This window comes from Streptomyces humidus (assembly GCF_014649655.1).
In the GTDB taxonomy this organism is placed as follows: domain Bacteria; phylum Actinomycetota; class Actinomycetes; order Streptomycetales; family Streptomycetaceae; genus Streptomyces; species Streptomyces humidus.
The window spans coordinates 97,051-113,969 of the sequence record NZ_BMTL01000014.1; the positions used below are offsets into that span (position 1 = coordinate 97,051).

General features: G+C 74.9%; 16 protein-coding genes and 1 pseudogene. 8 read left to right on the forward strand and 9 right to left on the reverse strand.

The features are described from left to right. Positions 1-10: 10 nt before the first annotated feature. The 3 genes from IE239_RS18125 to IE239_RS18135 form a co-directional block, all read right to left on the reverse strand. Positions 11-484, reverse strand: a complete 474-nt coding sequence (locus IE239_RS18125; RefSeq protein ID WP_190150382.1) for an NUDIX hydrolase — start codon at positions 482-484, stop codon at positions 11-13. Then, positions 481-2,019 (reverse strand): ATP-dependent DNA ligase, encoded by a 1,539-nt coding sequence (locus tag IE239_RS18130; RefSeq protein ID WP_190150383.1) that lies wholly within the window; start codon positions 2,017-2,019, stop codon positions 481-483. The genes IE239_RS18125 and IE239_RS18130 overlap by 4 nt, the downstream gene beginning before the upstream one ends. 263 nt (positions 2,020-2,282) lie before the next feature. Then, positions 2,283-3,212, reverse strand: coding sequence for an NAD(P)/FAD-dependent oxidoreductase (locus IE239_RS18135; RefSeq protein ID WP_190150384.1), 930 nt, complete (start codon positions 3,210-3,212; stop codon positions 2,283-2,285). Between the two features lie 92 nt (positions 3,213-3,304). On the opposite strand from IE239_RS18135, the gene IE239_RS18140 reads away from it, so the two are divergent. The 5 genes from IE239_RS18140 to IE239_RS18160 all read left to right on the forward strand — a co-directional run bounded on the left by IE239_RS18140 (position 3,305) and on the right by IE239_RS18160 (position 7,768). Next, complete coding sequence (locus IE239_RS18140) at positions 3,305-3,877, forward strand: helix-turn-helix domain-containing protein (protein WP_190150385.1); 573 nt, start codon at positions 3,305-3,307, stop codon at positions 3,875-3,877. An 86-nt stretch (positions 3,878-3,963) separates the two neighbouring features. Further along, positions 3,964-4,935: an NADPH:quinone oxidoreductase family protein gene (locus IE239_RS18145; protein WP_190150386.1), complete on the forward strand. Its 972-nt coding sequence runs from the start codon at positions 3,964-3,966 to the stop codon at positions 4,933-4,935. Beyond that, entirely contained in the window at positions 4,932-6,116 is a 1,185-nt protein-coding gene (locus tag IE239_RS18150) for an acyl-CoA dehydrogenase family protein (RefSeq protein ID WP_190150387.1), read from the forward strand. Before IE239_RS18145 ends, IE239_RS18150 begins: the two co-directional genes overlap by 4 nt. Next, positions 6,113-7,204: an acyl-CoA dehydrogenase family protein gene (locus IE239_RS18155; RefSeq protein WP_229878160.1), complete on the forward strand. Its 1,092-nt coding sequence runs from the start codon at positions 6,113-6,115 to the stop codon at positions 7,202-7,204. Before IE239_RS18150 ends, IE239_RS18155 begins: the two co-directional genes overlap by 4 nt. A 369-nt stretch (positions 7,205-7,573) precedes the next feature. Continuing rightward, entirely contained in the window at positions 7,574-7,768 is a 195-nt protein-coding gene (locus IE239_RS18160; protein WP_190150389.1) for a hypothetical protein, read from the forward strand. Positions 7,769-8,037: 269 nt separating this feature from the next. On the opposite strand, the gene IE239_RS18165 is transcribed toward IE239_RS18160, so the two are convergent. The 4 genes and pseudogenes from IE239_RS18165 to IE239_RS18180 all read right to left on the reverse strand — a co-directional run bounded on the left by IE239_RS18165 (position 8,038) and on the right by IE239_RS18180 (position 10,929). Next, the gene (locus IE239_RS18165) at positions 8,038-8,583 is read right to left on the reverse strand and encodes a GNAT family N-acetyltransferase (RefSeq protein ID WP_190150390.1); all 546 of its coding nucleotides are present in this window, start codon (positions 8,581-8,583) and stop codon (positions 8,038-8,040) included. Beyond that, positions 8,573-9,064 (reverse strand): annotated as a pseudogene (locus IE239_RS18170) (nucleotide triphosphate diphosphatase NUDT15); the annotation flags it as partial. The gene IE239_RS18165 and the pseudogene IE239_RS18170, both read right to left, overlap by 11 nt. A gap of 148 nt (positions 9,065-9,212) precedes the next feature. Beyond that, positions 9,213-9,662: a carboxymuconolactone decarboxylase family protein gene (locus IE239_RS18175; RefSeq protein WP_190150392.1), complete on the reverse strand. Its 450-nt coding sequence runs from the start codon at positions 9,660-9,662 to the stop codon at positions 9,213-9,215. Between the two features lie 49 nt (positions 9,663-9,711). Next, on the reverse strand, positions 9,712-10,929 hold the full coding sequence (locus tag IE239_RS18180; protein ID WP_190150393.1) for a globin domain-containing protein: 1,218 nt from the start codon (positions 10,927-10,929) through the stop codon (positions 9,712-9,714). A gap of 264 nt (positions 10,930-11,193) precedes the next feature. Between IE239_RS18180 and IE239_RS18185 the strand changes: the two genes are divergently transcribed. Next, positions 11,194-12,144: a UTP--glucose-1-phosphate uridylyltransferase gene (locus IE239_RS18185; protein ID WP_190150394.1), complete on the forward strand. Its 951-nt coding sequence runs from the start codon at positions 11,194-11,196 to the stop codon at positions 12,142-12,144. A gap of 265 nt (positions 12,145-12,409) precedes the next feature. Here IE239_RS18185 and IE239_RS18190 read toward each other — a convergent pair whose 3' ends face one another. Then, positions 12,410-13,048, reverse strand: coding sequence for a DUF6629 family protein (locus IE239_RS18190; protein ID WP_190150395.1), 639 nt, complete (start codon positions 13,046-13,048; stop codon positions 12,410-12,412). Positions 13,049-13,406: 358 nt separating this feature from the next. Here IE239_RS18190 and IE239_RS18195 point away from each other — a divergent pair, with 358 nt between their 5' ends. Next, positions 13,407-13,763, forward strand: a complete 357-nt coding sequence (locus IE239_RS18195) for an STAS domain-containing protein (protein WP_190150396.1) — start codon at positions 13,407-13,409, stop codon at positions 13,761-13,763. Beyond that, complete coding sequence (locus IE239_RS18200) at positions 13,760-14,689, forward strand: anti-sigma factor RsbA family regulatory protein (RefSeq protein ID WP_190150397.1); 930 nt, start codon at positions 13,760-13,762, stop codon at positions 14,687-14,689. Before IE239_RS18195 ends, IE239_RS18200 begins: the two co-directional genes overlap by 4 nt. A gap of 87 nt (positions 14,690-14,776) precedes the next feature. Here the strand turns inward: IE239_RS18200 and IE239_RS18205 are convergent, their stop codons facing one another. Next, positions 14,777-16,627: a serine/threonine-protein kinase gene (locus IE239_RS18205; RefSeq protein ID WP_229878161.1), complete on the reverse strand. Its 1,851-nt coding sequence runs from the start codon at positions 16,625-16,627 to the stop codon at positions 14,777-14,779. Positions 16,628-16,919 lie beyond the last annotated feature (292 nt).

Genomic DNA, 16,919 nt, shown 5'->3' on the forward strand with positions numbered 1-16,919 from the left:
ACGCGTCCGCTCAGACCGAGTGCTCCGCCAGCCGGTCGAGAAACGTGGCCTGGGCCGTGACGATCACCGCGCGCGCCTGGTCCAGCCCGAACCAGGCCACCCGGTCCAGCTCCGGAAACTCCTGGACGCGCCCCGACCTCGGCGGCCACTGCATCGTGAACGTGCCGGGGACGACGGACGCCGGGTCGAGGTCCGCCTCGATCGCCCAGGCGGTGACGATCTTGCCGTTGGCCTGCCGCACCTCGCCCAGCCCGATCGCCTCCCCTTCGGGCGGCGGCAGGCCCAGCTCCTCGCGGAACTCGCGGCGGGCCGCCTCCCAGGCCGGCTCGTCGGGCTCGTACTCGCCCTTCGGGACGGTCCACGCCCCGGCGTCCTTCTTCGCGAAGTACGGGCCGCCCATGTGGCCCAGCAGCACCTGCGGCCCGTCGTCGGTGCGGCGGAACAGCAGCAGCCCGGCGCTGCGCCGGGGGGTCGCCGGCGTCACGGGCGCACCTGCGGGTGGGCGGCGAGCAGGGTCTCCACCGTGTCCGCCTCCCCGGGGCGTTTGTCCTCGCGGTAACGCAGCACGCGGGCGAAGCGGAGGGTGACGCCCGCCGGGTAGCGGGTGGAGCGCTGCAGGCCGTCGTAGGCGATCTCGACGACGAGTTCGGGCCGAACGGTCACCACATGCCCCCTCTCGTCCACGGCCAGTTCCCGCAGCCGTTCCGTCTGCCAGGCGAGCATCGCGTCGGTCATGCCCTTGAAGGTCTTGCCGAGCATGACGAAGCCGCCCGCCGCCGTGCGCGCCCCCAGGTGCAGATTGGAGAGCTTGCCGGTGCGCCGGCCGTGGCCCCATTCGGCGGCCAGCACCACCAGGTCGAGGGTGTGCACGGGTTTCACCTTCAGCCAGGAAGCGCCCCGCCGCCCCGCGCTGTAGGGCGCGTCCAGGGCCTTGACCATCACTCCCTCGTGGCCGCGCAGCAGGGTCTGCCGGGAGAACTCCTCCGCCGCTTCGACGTCGTCGGGGCCGGACACGACCGTTCGGCGCACCCGCATCGGCTCGGGCGTCAGCCGGGCCAGCTCCGCGTGCCGATCGGCGAAGGGCAGATCGAGCAGGTCGCGGCCGTCCACGGACAGCACGTCGAAGAACACGGGGGCGACGGGCACCGCCTCGGCGGCCGCCGCCACGTCCACCCGGGAGCCGACGCGGCCGGCGGTCTCCTGGAAGGAGCGGGGGCGTCCCGCCTCGTCGAAGGCGATGACCTCCCCGTCCAGGACGAAGCGCGCGCCCGTCAACCGCCTTGCCGCCCCGGTCACTTCCGGCAGCCGGCCGGTGATGTCGTCGAGCGTGCGGGTATAGAGACGGACCTCGTCCCCGTCGCGGTGCACCTGGACGCGGATGCCGTCCAGTTTCTCCTCCACCGCGCAGGCGCCGAGCCTGCCGACCGCCTCGGCGACGGTGGGCGCGGAGTGGGCGAGCATCGGCAGCACCGGACGGCCGACGGTGAGCCGGAACGCCTCCAGCGCTGCCGGCCCCTCGCCGAGCAGCGCCCGCGCCACCGTCTGCAGCGACCCGGCCAGCATCACCGCCCGCCGCACGTCGGTCGCGGGCGCGCCGGTGGCCTGTGCCAGGCCCTCCACGGCGACGGCGTCCAGCGCGCCCTGACGGAGTTCGCCGGTGAGCAGACCGAGCAGAAAGCGCTGCTCCTCGGCGGTGGCCGCGCCCATCAGCTCCTCGACCAGCCGCACCCGTTCGGCCTGGGAGCCGGGGCCGGCCACCTCGCCGAGCCGGCCGAGGAGGGCGTCCACCTCGCGCACCGTCAGGGTCGGGGTCCCGGCCGGGGGCACGGGACGGCCCAGCACCTTCCAGCCGACGCCCAGCCGGCCCTGGGGCAGCCGCCCGGCCAGATACGGGATCACGAGGGGCACGTCGTCCGCCTCGGCGTGCCGGAAGAGCTCGGCGAGCAGGGCGATCTTGCGGGAGCGCGCGGAGGTGGCGGCGACCTCCCGGGACACGTCGGCGAGCCGGGTGAGCAACATGCAGCCATGGTGCAACGCGATCCCCACCGGGACACCCGGACCCGCGGGACGGCGCGGCGGGGACGGCGCGGACGGCGCGGCGGGGGACGGCGGGGCTCCTCGTCAGCGGACCCGGTGTGTCCGGTACCCGGCCCCGCCGTACTCGCTCGTTCGTGCGGCCGCGCCCGGGCGCCGTCCCTGTGGGCGTCCGCCGGGCCCCGGATCCGACGGGTTCCGCGTCCGCCGGGCCCAGGGTCCGACGGCCCGGCGTTCGGGCCTTCGGCCTACGCCTCCGGCACCCCGTCCAGGTCGGCCATCAGCAGTTCGCCGTTGATCGCGGCCCCGGCGCGGTAGCCGCGACTGGCCGCGTTCACGACCTGTTCGGCGAAGCCGGAGGCGTTGCCCGCCGCCCACAGGCCGGGGACGGTGGTCGCGCCGCGGCCGTCGACCACCGGGTACGTGCCGAACGCAGTGTCGGTCGTCTCGGCCCCGAGCCGGGTCAGCAGGTCGGTCCGCGGTAGGGCGCGCGGCGCGACGAAGAGCACCTCGCGCTCGTGCGTGCGGCCGTCCGCGAGGCGGACGCCGGCGAGCCGGTCGTCCCGGACGGTCAGCCCGGCCACCTCGCCGGGGACGACGTCCACGCCGGCCGCGCCGAGCCTGCGCCGGTCCTCGCCCGTCAGTTCCCGCTCGGCGACGGTGTGCAGGAAGAGGGTCACGTCCTTCGACCACTGGGACACCATCAGTGCCTGGTGGACGCTCATCGGCGTCGTGGCGAGCACGCCGAAGGCCCGGTCGCGGACCTCCCAGCCGTGGCAGTACGGGCAGTGCAGCACGTCCCGGCCGAAGCGCGCGGCCAGCCCCGCCACCGGCGGCAGCTCGTCCTTCAGGCCGGTCGCGACGACGAGCTGCCGGGCCCGCACGGTCCGGCCGCCCTCGAGCAGGACGGCGAAGTCCTCGCCGCGGGTGACGTCCACCGCCCGGTCGCGGACCAGTTCCACGCCGTAGCGCGCGATCTCCTCGCGGCCCAGGGCGAGGAACTCGGCGGGCGGCATGCCGTCCCGTGTCAGGTAGCCGTGCATATGGGCGGCGGGCGTGTTGCGCGGCTCGCCCGCGTCGACGACCAGGGTCCGGCGCCGGGCCCGGCCCAGGACGAGAGCGGCGGACAGGCCTGCCGCGCCGCCGCCGACGACGATCACTTCGTACTGCTCGGTCATGGTGACCACCTCCGCGACCACCGTCGCCGCAGGGGTGCGGAATCGACAAAGAACTTTGCCGGTTCGGCAATACGGGGACGAGGATGGGGGACATGACTACGGATGACGTGCTCGCGGAGGTCGGACCGAGGCTGCGGCGGCTCAGGAAGGAGCGGGAGGTGACGCTCGCGGCGCTGTCGCAGTCGACCGGAATCTCCGTCAGCACCCTCTCCCGGCTGGAGTCCGGGCTGCGCAAGCCCAGCCTGGAGCTTCTCCTGCCGATCGCCCGGGCTCATCAGGTCCCGCTGGACGAACTGGTCGGGGCGCCCCCGGTGGGCGACCCCCGGGTGCGGGCCAGGCCGCTGGTGCGGCACGGGCGCACCTTCTGGCCGCTGTCCCGGCAGCCCGGCGGGCTGCAGGCGTTCAAGGTGCTGGTGCCGCGGAGCGACGAGGAGCCCGAGCCGCGCACCCACGAGGGCTACGAGTGGCTGTACGTGATGTCCGGCCGGCTGCGGGTGGTGCTCGCGGAGCACGACGTGGTGATGACGGCGGGAGAGGCCGCCGAGTTCGACACGCGCGTGCCGCACTGGTTCGGATCGACGGGGGAGGGCCCCGCCGAGTTCCTCAGCCTCTTCGGACCGCAGGGCGAGCGGATGCACGTGCGGGCGCGACCGACGCGGGGGTGACGCGCGCAACGGTTCCCCCGAGGGCAAGCGACCGCTTAGTATGCAGTCGACCAGGGTCCGACGACGCAGTCCCGTGGAGGCTCCGCATGCAGGCATGGCAGGTGCACGAGAACGGCGAGCCGAGCGAGGTGATGCGGCTCCGGGAAGTGGAGCGGCCCACTCCCGGCGACGGCCAGGTCCTGCTCAGGGTGCGTGCCGCGAACGTCAACTTCCCGGACGCGCTGATGGTGCGGGGCCAGTACCAGGTACGGCCCCCGCTGCCGTTCACCCCGGGCGTGGAGATCTGCGGCGAGACCGAGGACGGCCGCCGCGTGATCGCCAACCCGGCCCTGCCGTACGGCGGTTTCGCCGAGTACGCCGTCGCGGACGCCGCCGCCCTGCTCCCCGCCCCCGGCTCGCTGGACGACGCCGAGGCCGCAGCCCTGCACATCGGCTACCAGACCGGCTGGTTCGCACTGCACCGCAGGGCGCGCCTGGAGGCCGGCGAGACGCTCCTCGTGCACGCGGCCGCGGGAGGAGTCGGCAGTGCGGCCGTCCAGCTCGGCAAGGCGGCGGGCGCGACCGTCATCGGTGTCGTGGGCGGTGCGGAGAAGGCCGCCGCCGCCCGGGAACTGGGCTGCGACGTGGTCGTCGACCGGCGGGCCGAGGACGTCGTGGCCGCCGTGAAGGAGGCCACCGCCGGCCGGGGCGCCGACGTGATCTACGACCCCGTCGGCGGCGAGGCCTACACGCAGTCCGCCAAGGCCGTCGCCTTCGAGGGCCGCATCGTGGTCGTGGGCTTCGCGAGCGGGACCATCCCGAGCCCCGCCCTGAATCACGCCCTCGTCAAGAACTACTCGATCCTCGGCCTGCACTGGGGCCTGTACAACACCAGGAACCCGAAGCTGGTCCAGCACTGCCACGAACAGCTCACCGAGCTGGCCGCCCGGGGTGCGATCCGGCCGCTGATCAGCGAGCGCGTGCCGCTCGACGGTGCCGCGGCCGCCGTGCAGCGGGTCGCCGACGGCGTCACCACGGGCCGCGTCGCCGTCGTACCGCAGAACGGAGCCGCCGCATGACCGACGCAGCCGAACTCCAGCGCCGCACCGCGCAGTTGCTGGCCGCGTACCCGCCCGCCACGACCGGCCGGCCGGCCTTCCTGGAAGCCCGCTTCGACGCCGGACTCGCCTGGGTGCACTACCCCGAGGGCCTCGGCGGCCTCGGCGCGCCCCGCTCCCTCCAGGCCGTGGTGGACGCCGAGCTGGAGGCCGCGGGCGCTCCGGACAACGACCCCCGGCGCATCGGCATCGGCCTCGGCATGGCCGCGCCGACGATCCTGAAGTACGGCACCGACGAGCAGAAGCAGCGCTTCCTGCGGCCCCTGTGGACGGGCGAGGAGGTCTGGTGCCAGCTGTTCAGCGAGCCCGGCGCCGGCTCGGACCTGGCCGCCCTCGGCACCCGCGCCGTCCAGCAGGACGGGGGAGACTGGCTCGTCGACGGCCAGAAGGTGTGGACGTCCAGCGCCCATCTCGCGCGCTGGGCCATCCTCATCGCCCGCACCGACCCGGGCGTCCCCAAGCACGCCGGCATCACCTACTTCCTCTGCGACATGACCGACCCCGGCGTCGAGGTCCGGCCGCTGCGCCAGATCACCGGCGAGGCCGAGTTCAACGAGGTCTTCCTCACCGGCGTCCGCATCCCCGACTCCCGCCGGCTCGGCGAGGTCGGCGACGGCTGGCGGGTCGCGCAGACCACGCTGAACAACGAGCGCGTCGCCATCGGCGGGATGCGGCTGCCCCGTGAGGGCGGCATGATCGGCCCGGTCGCGAAGACCTGGCGCGAGCGGCCCGGACTGCGCACCCACGACCTGCACCAGCGGCTGCTGAAGCTGTGGGTCGAGGCCGAGGTCGCCCGGCTCACCGGCGAACGCCTGCGCCAGCAGCTCGCCCAGGGCCAGCCCGGCCCCGAGGGCGCGGGCATGAAGCTCGCCTTCGCCCGCCTCAACCAGGAGATCAGCGGCCTGGAGGTGGAACTGCGCGGCGAGGAGGGCCTGTTGTACGACGACTGGACGATGCGCCGCCCGGAGCTCGTGGACTTCACCGGCCGGGACGCCGGGTACCGCTACCTGCGCTCCAAGGGCAACAGCATCGAGGGCGGGACCAGCGAGGTCCTGCTGAACATCGTCGCCGAGCGCGTTCTGGGCCTGCCCTCCGAGCCGCGCACCGACAAGGACGTCGCATGGAAGGACCTGGCCCGGTGAACACCCAGCCCGACCTGCTGTACTCGGAGGAGGAAGAGGCGCTGCGCGCCGCCGTCCGGGACCTGCTCGCCGACCACTGCGACGCGCCCGGGGTCATCGCCCGCACGGAGTCCGGCGCACCGCACGACCTGTCGGCCTGGAAGGCCCTCACCGACGGCATGGGCCTCGCCGGCCTGCTGGTGCCCGAGGCGCAGGGCGGTCAGGGCGCCACCCACCGCGAAGCCGCCGTCGTGCTGGAGGAGTTGGGCCGGGCGGTGGCCCCGGTGCCCTATCTGACCAGTGCGGTGGTCGCCACCGAGGCGCTGCTGTCCTGCGGGGACGACGAACTGCTCGGCCGGCTGGCGTCCGGGCGGACGATCGGCGCGCTGGCCGTCGGCCTGCACCTCGCACCGGGCGCCGCCCACCAGGTCGCGCAGGTCGAGAACGGCCTCCTGCGCGCAGACCTGACCGGCATCGCGGACGCGGCCGTCGCCGACGTGCTGCTCGTGCCCGGCGACGACGGCGCGCTGTACGCCGTGCGGGCGCAGGACGTGACCGTCACCCCGCAGACCTCCCTCGATCTCACCCGGCCCCTCGCCACGGTCACGCTGGCCGGCGCGCCCGGCCGCCGGCTCGGCGACGCCGGACCCGCCGTGCGCCGTGCGCTGCGGGCCGGCGCCGGACTGCTGGCCTCCGAACAACTCGGCGTCGCCGAGTGGGCGTTGACCGAGACCGTGCGCTACCTGAAGGAGCGCAAGCAGTTCAACCGGCCGGTCGGCGGGTTCCAGGCGCTCAAGCACCGGCTCGCCCAGGTCTGGCTGGAGGTCGTCAGCCTCCGCGCCGCCGCCCGGAGCGCGGCCGACGCGCTCGCCGCCGGGGACTCCCTGGGCGAGGCGTCCGTGGCGGTCGCCGTCGCCCAGGCCTACGCCTCGCCCGTGGCCGTCCGGGCCGCCGAGGAGGCCCTGCAACTGCACGCCGGCATCGGCATGACGTGGGAACACCCCGTCCACCTGTATCTGAAGCGGGCCAAGGCCGACTCGATCGCCTACGGGACGGCGGGCGCCCATCGTGCGGCGCTGGCCGAACTCGTCGACCTGCGGGCTCCCTGACCGTCCCCCGGTGAGGGCCGCCCCGGGTGGGGCGGGCCTCACCGGGCGCCCGCGCCGACGGGGTGAACGGGCGGCGGTCCGGCCGAACATCGCAGCCGCGGGTTCGCCGACACCCCGACCGCCGCGTACTCCCCGTGGGCGGGCCCCGCCCGCACCCGTCCGCAGATGACCCGCCCCGCCGCGGGCGCGGCCTGCCTCGTCACCGACGGCCCGGCCGGCCCGGAGGCCTTCCCCGACGCCCGCCGGACGGCGTAACGCCCGTCTGACACCACTCGTTCGGCGGACGGCTCCGCGGCATGGATGAACCCTCCCTTACGCCACACTTACGGCCGAACGCCGCGAAAGCGGACGTGGCGGAGGAGGTTGACGGTGGCCATTTCGATTTCCGCGGTGCTGTTCCTGGCGGTCCTGGCGATGATCTTCACGCGCAACGGCGGCCTGAAGATCTCCCACGCTCTGGTCTGCCTGCTGCTCGGATTCCTGCTGGCCGGCACCAGCATGGCGCCCACGATCCACAGCGGCCTCACGGCGACGGCCGACATCGTCGGCAGCCTCCGGCCGTGAGGCCCCGCGGGGCCGACGGCGTCATCGGGCGAAGACCCCGACGCCGTTCGGCGCCGGACGCTCCGACCCGCCGGAGGGACGGTTGCGCACCGTGACCCGGGCCGTGCCCGGCGGGCGGCCCACCAGGGCCGACGACCGCCGCCGCCCAGACTGAAGCCCTCCGTGACGCCGAGGCTCCTCAACCCGTGCGGCAGGCTGTGCTGGTCGGCAGGTCGTGCCACGTGGTCCGTCAGGGGTGCGAACGGTGCGAACGGTGCGGCGGGCGGGTCTCAGCCTGCGGCCGGCCGGTCCGGGAACGGCGCCGCGTAGCAGTTCAGGAGCACTCTGCGCCCCGGCCCCCACTCCTGGACGGCGGTGCCGAGGCTGCGCCAGCCCCGTCGCTCGTAGAACGCCGCGGCCGGGTCCGCCGCGACCACGTCCAGGACCGGATGCAGACCGCGGGCCCGCGCCGCCCCCGCGGCCCGGTCCAGCAGGGCCGCGCCGACGCCGTGCCCGCGGGCGGCGGGGGAGACGTACAGCCGGCTGATCACCGCGGGCGCCGGCCGGTCCGGAAGGCCGCTCCACAACGTCGCCGCGGCATCCCCCTCGCCGGCCGCGCACAGCGCCGCATGCCCCACGACCCGTCCGTCCAGCTCGGCCACCCAGCCCGCGAGCAGCGCGGCCGGAGTCAGCCAGGCGGCGGGACGCCCGGGCCAGTCGACCGGATAGCCGCTGTGCGCGTGCACGAGCGCCAGCGCGGCCACACAGCCGTCGAGGTCGGCCGGGAGGCGAGGCCGGACGGAGGCCGGCCGGGAGGATCCGGGGTCAGTCGTCATCGCCGCCCGCACCGGGAGCGAAGGGCACGAAACGGGCCGGGGCGTGCTCGATGGGCAGGTCGGGACGCCAGACGGTGAGGGACTGGGCGCTGCACACGAACAGCGGCTCGGGCAGCCGGTCCAGGGGGTACCAGCGCCAGTCGCCGACGCTCTCGCCGGCCTGGTCGGCCGGTTCGCCCTCCCAGGCGGTGACGACGGCGCCGACCGTCATCCGCACGACGCCGTCGACCTCGTCGAGGAGCGTGCCCAGCAGACGTACCCCGGAAGGGGCCGCTCGCAGGCCGGTCTCCTCGCGCAGTTCGCGCACCACCGTCTCCCGGAGCGACTCCCCGGGCTCGACCGCGCCGCCCGGCAGCTCCCAGGTGCCCCCGCGGTGACGGCCCAGGAGCAGTCCACGCGGACCGTACAGGACGGCCCCGACGCCGAGCGTCGCGTGCGCGACGGGCGGGCGGCCGGCGCGGGGGCGGGCGCGCACCGGCCGGCGAGCCGCGGGTCCGGCGGGCCCGGGGCCGTCGGAGGTGAGGGGACGGGACATGGCGGGGGCCTCCGACAGGGCGGGCGTGACAGGGCTGACACGACAGGGTGGACGGTCTGACGATTCTCGGCGGACCGGACGGGCCCGCGTCGGCTCAGCGCACTGGATGCTTGCTGAGGATGGACACCCGGTTGAAGGCGTTGATGGTGACGGCCACCCAGATCACTGCCGACGTCTGGTCCTCGGTCAGCACCTGGCGGGCGTCGGCGAACGCGGCCTCCTGGGCGGCCGCGTCGCAGGGCAGGGTGGTCGCCTCCGCCAGCGCCAGGGCCGCCCGCTCCAGCGGGGTGAACAGCTCGGTGTCCCGCCAGGCCGCCAGGACGCCCAGCCGCCGGGAGTCCTCGCCGGCGCGCAGGGCGGCCTTGGTGTGCACGTCGAGACAGAACGCGCAGCCGTTGAGCTGGGAGACGCGCAGGTTGACCAGCTCCACGACGATGCGCTCCAGCCCGGCCTCGGCGGCGGTCGCCCGCACGGCCTCCGACGTCTGGACCAACGCGTGGTAGGCCTTGGGGCTCTGCTTGTCCAGGTAGATCCGTCGGCTCATGGACGGACATCCAACCAGAGGCCCGGCCGCGACGGAGCTGCGGGGCAGGTCAGTTGCCGAGCCAGAGGTCGGGACCGAACACCTCGTAGTGGACGGCGGCGGGGCTCAGCCCCCGGGCGAGGAGGTCGCCGCGAACGGCCCGCATGAACGGCAGCGGTCCGCAGAGGTAGGCGGTGGTGTCCTGGGGCAGGACCAGGCCGCTGACGTCGGCCCGTCCCTCGCGCACCCGCACCCGGGATCCCCCGGCCTCCACCGCTTCCGCGCCGGCCTCGTACCACAGGTGCACGGTCGAGTGCGGGAGGCGGTCGGCCAGTTCGGCCTGCTCGTCGCGGTGCGCGTGATGGGCGGGGGAGCGGTCGGCGTGGACGACGGTGACCGGACGGTGCGGGGAGACGTCGCCGAGGTGGTCCAGCATCGACAGCAGGGGCGTGATGCCGATGCCGGCGGAAGCCAGCAGAAGCGGGCTGTCGTCCTGCGGGAGGACCAGGTCGCCGAACGGCAGCGAGACGCGCAGGACATGGCCGGGGCGGGCGTGGGTGTGCAGCCAGGTCGAGACCTCGCCCTCGGGGAGGCTGCCGTCGGCGGAGCGCTCGCGCTTGACGGTGATGCGCCAGGTCTTGTGACCGGGTGCGGACGACAGGCTGTACTGGCGTATCTGCCGTGCCCCGTCCGGCAGTTCGACCTGGACGCTGACGTACTGACCGGGCGTGAACGGCTCGGTGGGCAGGCCGTCGGGGCGGCGCAGCACGAAGGACGCCGCGTCCAGCGACTCCTCGGTGCGCTCCGCGATCTCCATCTCGTGCCAGACCTGGCCGTCCTCGACCCGCGCCTCGGTGTACAGACGTGCCTCCAGGGCGATGAGGGCGTTGGCCATCAGCCAGTACACCTCGTCCCAGGCGGCCGCCACCTCAGGGGTCACGGCGTCGCCGAGGACCTCCGCGACGGCGCCCATCAGATGACGTCCGACGACGGGGTACTGGTCGGCGGTGACGCCGAGTGAGGCGTGCTTGTGGGCGATGCGGCCGAGGACGGCGTCGGGACGCTCGCCCGGCCGTTCGACCAGCACGGTGGCGAAGGCGGCGACGGCGCCGGCGAGCGCCTGGCGCTGCGCGCCGTTGGCCTGGTTGGCGCGGTTGAACAGGTTCCGCAGCAGGTCGGGGTGCTCCTCGAACAGGCGGCGGTAGAACAGCTCGGTGATCGCCCCGAGTGAGGCCCCCACGGCCGGAAGGGTGGCTCGGACGATCGGGACGGAAGGCGCGGAGAGCATCGCGGTCCTCTCGGTATCAGGATGCACAGCGCGAGCTGTGCGCGGCGGCGGGCGGCCCTGGCTGCATCGTAGATAACTTGCATGTGAGATACCAATTTAAAGACCTCGCGGAGGGTGTGCCGTACATCACCGGGCGGATGTGCGGGGTGTTGTCGCGGGCCGCGTGCGCCGTCGGGCTCGGTCGGCGCGCGCGGGGCAGCGTTGGTAGCGTCCGCCTGTGCCGTGCCGGCCGGTGCGGTGCGCCGCTCGACCGAGGGAGACGCGATGTCCCCGACGATCCGCAGGGCCGTGATCCCCGCCGCCGGGCTCGGCTCCCGTCTGCTGCCGCTGACGAAGGCGACCCCGAAGGAGATGCTGCCGGTCGGCGACAAGCCGGTCATCGAGCACACCGTGCGCGAACTGGTGGACTCCGGCATCACCGACATCACCATCGTCGTCTCCGGCGGCAAGTCCCTGATCCAGGAGCACTTCCGCCCCAGCCCGGCCCTGGTCGAGCAGTTGCGCGCCGGCGGCAAGGCGCACTACGCGGACGCGGTGGAGGAGGTCGCCGAGCTGGCCCGCCGGGGCCACATCACGTATCTCGACCAGTACGGTCCGTACGGCAACGGCACTCCGGTGCTGAACGCGGCGCGTGCCTTCGGCGACGAACCGGTGCTGGTGCTGTGGCCCGACGACGTCTTCGTGGCCGAGGTCCCCCGGGCCCAGCAGCTGATCCGCGCCTACGAGCAGACCGGCTGTCCGGTGCTGGCCCTGATGCCGATGGATCCCGCCGACTCCCGGCGCTACGGCGTGCCCCTCGTCAAGGAGGACCTGGGCGGCGGCCAACTGCGCATCACCGGGCTGGTCGAGAAGCCCGAGCCGGCCGCGGCCCCCTCGGCGTACGCGGCGATCGGCGGCTACGTCCTCACCCCCGGCATCGTCGACGAACTGCGGGAGCAGACCCGCCGCTGGTACGAGCACAGGACCGGCGAGATCTACCTGACCGACGCGATCAACGCCTACGCCGCCACCCGTGCGGTGTACGGGCAGGTGATCGAGGGCCGCTGGTACGACACCGGCAACCCGGCCGACTACCTGGTCGCCCAGATGGCCTTCGCCCTCGCCCACCCCGAGTACGGCCCGGTGCTGCGCGGCCTGGTCGCCGAGCTCGACGCCGCCCCCGCCGACCGTCGGGGGAACTCTGTCGCCGGCCGCCGAGCGGAGACCGGCATCTGAGGCCGGGCTGCGAGCTGTGAGGCGGCTCGCCGAACGACCGCTCCCGCAGCGGGCCATGGTGCGAGGACCGGCCGCCCCGGCCCCCGCCGTGCCCCGGCTCCGCCGCGCACGCCGACCGGGGTCCGGCCGGGCCGGACACCGCTGGGGGAAATCCGGGCGAGGGGGCCGACGCCCGGACCGGAGTGGGGTGATGACCGTTTCGGCAACCGTCTGTGGAGGTTGCACGCCGTCGCTCCCGGAGAGGCCGGAGAGTGCGCGGACGACGTCACGGGGTGCGCGAGCTGAGCCGCCGCGCGGCCGGACGGCGACGGACCCAGTCGAACAGCAGCACCGACCACACCGCCGCGAACGCGCACCAGGTCGAGACGAACTCCAGCCGCCACAGCGCGAAACAGAGGGCCGCGCCCACGGCGGCCGCCACCCCCAGGGCCAGCAGCCGCCGGTCGCCGGAGAGCAGCAGCGAGCCGACGGTGGCCAGCAGGTAGCCCGCCACGAGCACCGGCGGGTACGGCACGTCCAGGAGGTAGCCGACGGTGTGGCGGCGGACCTCGGCCGTCACCGGACCGGTGGCGATCGCGTACGCCAGCACCGCGGCCGTGGCCAGGCCGACCGCGAGCGCGCACGCCGGTCCGCGCCGGGCGGACGGCGGGGCGGCCGCCCACACGCCCGCGGGCACCCAGACCGCCAGCAGCGGCAGCGACATGACCGCCCAGGCGACCGTGGCGGCCCCGTCGCCTCCGCCCGCGTGCCACACCGCCGCCTCGACGAGCTGGTGCGCCCCCAGCAGCAGAGGCAGCGCCGCGAGGGGAAGGTCCCGGCCGTCGCGCACCCGCGTCACACAGGCCACCCCGACGGCGGCCACGCCCACGCCCGCCACCAGATCGGCCGTCGCACTCCAGCACATCACGTCCCTCCGGGTTCCGCCGTCGCCGTCGCCTTCGTTGTGGGCGCGGCGGCGTGCTCCGTGCCGGCCGCGTCCGCGTCGGTCGGATGCGGCCGTCCCGCCGTGCCGGTCACGCTACTTCGCGCACCCGGCGTCCACCCGGTGCGCGGACCGACGCCGTACCGAGTCAGATCCCGGTCGTCCCCGTTCGTCGCCGGTCGCTCCCGCTCCGGTGCGGTCGAACCCGGTCGGACCCAGTCCTCGGACAGGGCGGCAGCGGCGTCGGAGGCCGCGTTAGGCTGCACGGGGCGGGCAGCGGTCGTCCAGGGGGCTGCCCCCTGGGGCGACGGGGGTACCCGCGGACACGAAGGAGGCGGCGGTGGTGGACCCCTCGCAGGCAGTCGACGGGCGGGAGCCGAGGCGCGGCGGGACCGTGCTGGAGGTGGGCCCGTTGCCCGGTCGGCCCGGCATCCGTGCCAGGGGCGAGATCAGCGAGGTCACCCGGTCGCCGTGGGAGGCCGCGCTGGCGGGCCTGGCGCGGCAGCACGCCGACGTGTCGTACGTCGAGCTGTCGGAAGTGGGGTTCGTCGACGTGGCCGGAGTCGCGGCGCTCGCCGTCACCGCGCTGGGCCTGCCCGGCGGCCGCATGGTCGTCGAGCACCCTCCGCCGCAGGTGCCGCGGGTGCTGGGCCTGTTCTGGCCGGGCCTGCGCCGGCTCGAGATGGCGCCGCGATGAACACGGTGGCGACCCACGAGACGTTCGAGCATCCCGCGCTGCTCTACCGCGGCGAACGCGAGTACGTGGACAGGACGGTGTCGTTCGTCCAGGAGGGCCTGGACCTCGGCGAGCCGGTGGCGGTCGCGGTGCCCGGCCCCAACCTGGAGCTGATCAGGACCGCACTGGGCGCCGACGCCGAGGGCGTCCTGCTGCTCGACATGGCACGGGTCGGCCGCAACCCCGGACGGATCATCCCCGGAGTGCTCCGCTCGTTCGCCGACGCCCACCCACAGGGACGGACGCGGATCATCGGCGAGCCGATGTGGGCGGGCCGCAGCGCGCTGGAGTACCCGGCGTGCGCGCAGCACGAGGCGCTGATCAACGCGGCCTTCGAGGGCCGGGCGGTCACCATCCTGTGCCCGTACGACGAGGCGAACCTGGACGAGGCGGTCCTGGCCGACATGAGGCTCGCCCACCCCACCATCGTGTCCCGCGACGGGCGTCGGGTCAGCGACGTCTACGACTGGCGCTCCGTCGTCGCCCGCCACAACGAGCCGCTGCCGGCCGCGGCGGACGCCGCCGTGTTCTCCTTCGACGCCGCCAACCTGTTCCTGGCCCGCGCCTTCACCGTCGAGCAGGCCGGCCGGCTCGGCCTCGCGGGACAACGGCTGCAGGACGCCGAACTTGCGGTGGCCGAGCTGACGACCAACAGCGTGCTGCACGGCGGCGGGCACGGGACGCTCGCGGTCTGGGCCGAGGCGGGGCAACTGGTGTGCGAGGTCCGGGACACGGGCCGGCTGACCGATCCGCTGGCCGGCCGCAGGCCGCCCGCCCGGGGGCAGATCGGCGGCCGCGGCCTGATGCTGGTGCACTACGTGGCGGACCTGGTGCGTCTGCACACCGGCGACGAGGGCACGACGGTCCGCTTCTATCTCGCCTGTTGAGGGGCCGCGCCCCTCACTCGAGGGGAGCGGCCGCCGAACGGCCGCTCCCGCCGAGGGCGGAGGCAGCCGGAGGGGCTGCCCCGGCCGTCAGTCGTTCTCGCGCAGCGCCGCCCAGGTGGCCTTCGTCACGACGCCGTTGGCCTTCAGCCCCCGGTCGCTCTGGAAGCCGCGCACGGCTGTCTCGGTGTCCGTGTCGAACGTGCCGCTGACGCCGGAGGCGCCCACGCCGTAGCCGCGCTCGGTGAGCATGCACTGCGCCTGCCGCACCCGTTTGCCGGTGTCGCCGAGGCTGGTGCGGCCGCTGCCCGCGTAGTACGTGCAGTTGCTGATCCAGGGCGGGGCGCCGGGCTCGACGGGCGTGACGTCGGAGGAGGGGCTCGGGGACGCGGAGACTTCGTCGGCGGGGGCGGAGGGCGTGCTCCCCGTGCCGGGGGCGGAGGGCTGGACCGAGGCCCGGGCACGGGACGACGAGGCGTTCTCCCCGGCCGTGACGACATCGGCGCGCCCGCTGGACGAGCCCGCGACGGAGGCCCGGTCCGGGGGGCCGGACGAAGCCGCCCCGTCGCTGTCGCCGGCGCCGGGCCCGCCGTCCGTCCCGCTGCTGTACGCCGACTCGGAGGCCCGCGGAGAAGCCGTTGCGGGGCCCTCCTCGCGCATGACGGAGAAGGCGCCCGCGGCGACCGTGCACACGGCGGCGACGGCGGCGAGGGCCGCCCCCCGCTTCCGCCGAGCCCAGGGCCGGGTCGCAGGCGCGGCCCCCGGCACGGGCGACGCCGTCTCGGCTGCGGCCGCCGCCTCCTCTCCCCGCGAACCACCGCCGGCGGCCGGCGCCGCGTCCCCTTCCCGGGGAGCGCGGGCGGGCGGCGTCGCCGGGGCCTCCTCCCGGGCGAGGCGCCCGGTCGAGGGCTCCGGGACCCGGTTCGCCCGGTTGTCCGTGGGCCGCAGCAGGGCGGTCCGTTCGACGGGAAGCCGGTACAGCGCCTCGTAGGCGCGCTGCCGGGCCAGCACCATGCTCCGCAGCGGCTCCGGCCAGCCGGTGGCCAGGGCGCGGGGGCCGACCGCGTCGATCAGGTCCTGCGGCGCCGGGCGCCGCTCGGGCTCCTTGGCCAGGCACGCGGTCAGCAGCGCGCCCAGCTCCGGGTCGGCCGCCGAGAGCGCGGCCGTCACCTCCGCGTTCGGTTCCTCGAACGCGACCCGGTGCATCACGTCGACGCCCGTGCCGTCGCCGAACGGGGCCCGCCCGGTGGCCGCGTACAGCAGGGTCCCGGCCAGTGAGAACACGTCGGAGGCCGTGTCGCAGTGACCCGTCCTCAGGTACTCCGGGGACATGTAGGCCGCGGTGCCCACCCGATTGCCCGTGCCGGTGATCGCACTGGCGTCCAGGGCCTTGGAGATCCCGAAGTCGATCACATACGCGCCCTGCGGCGACACCAGCACGTTGGACGGCTTCAGGTCCCGGTGCACCACCTCCACCGCGGCCAGCGCGGTGAGCGCCCGCGCCAGTTCGGCGGTCAGGCGCCACACGGCGGCCGTCGGCAGGGCCCCGCCCCCGCGCACGGCGTCGGCCAGGTCGAGGCCCGGGATGTACTCGGTGGCCATCCACAGCATCCGGTCGTCCCAGCCTGTTCCGCGTAAACCCGGAGCGTGCGGCGGTCCGAGCCGGCCGTGCACCGCCGCCTCGCGTTCGAACCGGCGCTGGAAGCGGACGTCCTCGGCGTACTCCGGCCGGATCACCTTCACCGCGAACAGCCCGGGCGTGTCGTCGGCGGCCCGGGCCAGATAGACGCGTCCCATCCCGCCGCTGCCGAGCAGCGCCACCGTGACGAAGGGCCCGACGCGGTCAGGGTCGCCGATCCGCAGAGGTGAGGCCCCGGTCTGCCGGAGCGCGGCGGCCTCTTCCGCCGCGGATTTCGGCGGGGGCGGCAGCTGGTCGGACACGGAACTCCCGAAGTGATGTTCGTCGTAACTCAGTTCGCATGCGGTGAGAGATCGAGGCTAGCCGAGCCGGGCCCGCTGCTCAGCGTTTTTCGCGCGGTTCCGTCCGACCGTGCGCTCGTCCCACCGTCCCCGGACGCCTCCGGCCGCCGTCCCCGGAGCCGTGCCGCCGCCGGCCGGGGCATGCCACCGGCGGGCCCGCGGGCGCCACGACGCACGCGGGTGAAGCCTGAAGCGCCGTCAGCTCCACGGGGCATGCATGAGGATCTCCGCCGTATCCGGCCGGGTCGGCGGA

Excerpts from the sequence above, each read along its gene's own strand:
- IE239_RS18140 (WP_190150385.1), top strand. The coding sequence starts at position 3,305 with ATGACTACGGATGACGTGCTCGCGGAGGTCGGACCGAGGCTGCGGCGG.
- IE239_RS18175 (WP_190150392.1), bottom strand. The coding sequence starts at position 9,662 with ATGAGCCGACGGATCTACCTGGACAAGCAGAGCCCCAAGGCCTACCAC.
- IE239_RS18180 (WP_190150393.1), bottom strand. The coding sequence starts at position 10,929 with ATGCTCTCCGCGCCTTCCGTCCCGATCGTCCGAGCCACCCTTCCGGCC.
- IE239_RS18165 (WP_190150390.1), bottom strand. The coding sequence starts at position 8,583 with ATGACGACTGACCCCGGATCCTCCCGGCCGGCCTCCGTCCGGCCTCGC.
- IE239_RS18150 (WP_190150387.1), top strand. The coding sequence starts at position 4,932 with ATGACCGACGCAGCCGAACTCCAGCGCCGCACCGCGCAGTTGCTGGCC.
- IE239_RS18130 (WP_190150383.1), bottom strand. The coding sequence starts at position 2,019 with ATGTTGCTCACCCGGCTCGCCGACGTGTCCCGGGAGGTCGCCGCCACC.
- IE239_RS18135 (WP_190150384.1), bottom strand. The coding sequence starts at position 3,212 with ATGACCGAGCAGTACGAAGTGATCGTCGTCGGCGGCGGCGCGGCAGGC.
- IE239_RS18185 (WP_190150394.1), top strand. The coding sequence starts at position 11,194 with ATGTCCCCGACGATCCGCAGGGCCGTGATCCCCGCCGCCGGGCTCGGC.
- IE239_RS18190 (WP_190150395.1), bottom strand. The coding sequence starts at position 13,048 with ATGTGCTGGAGTGCGACGGCCGATCTGGTGGCGGGCGTGGGCGTGGCC.
- IE239_RS18200 (WP_190150397.1), top strand. The coding sequence starts at position 13,760 with ATGAACACGGTGGCGACCCACGAGACGTTCGAGCATCCCGCGCTGCTC.
- IE239_RS18145 (WP_190150386.1), top strand. The coding sequence starts at position 3,964 with ATGCAGGCATGGCAGGTGCACGAGAACGGCGAGCCGAGCGAGGTGATG.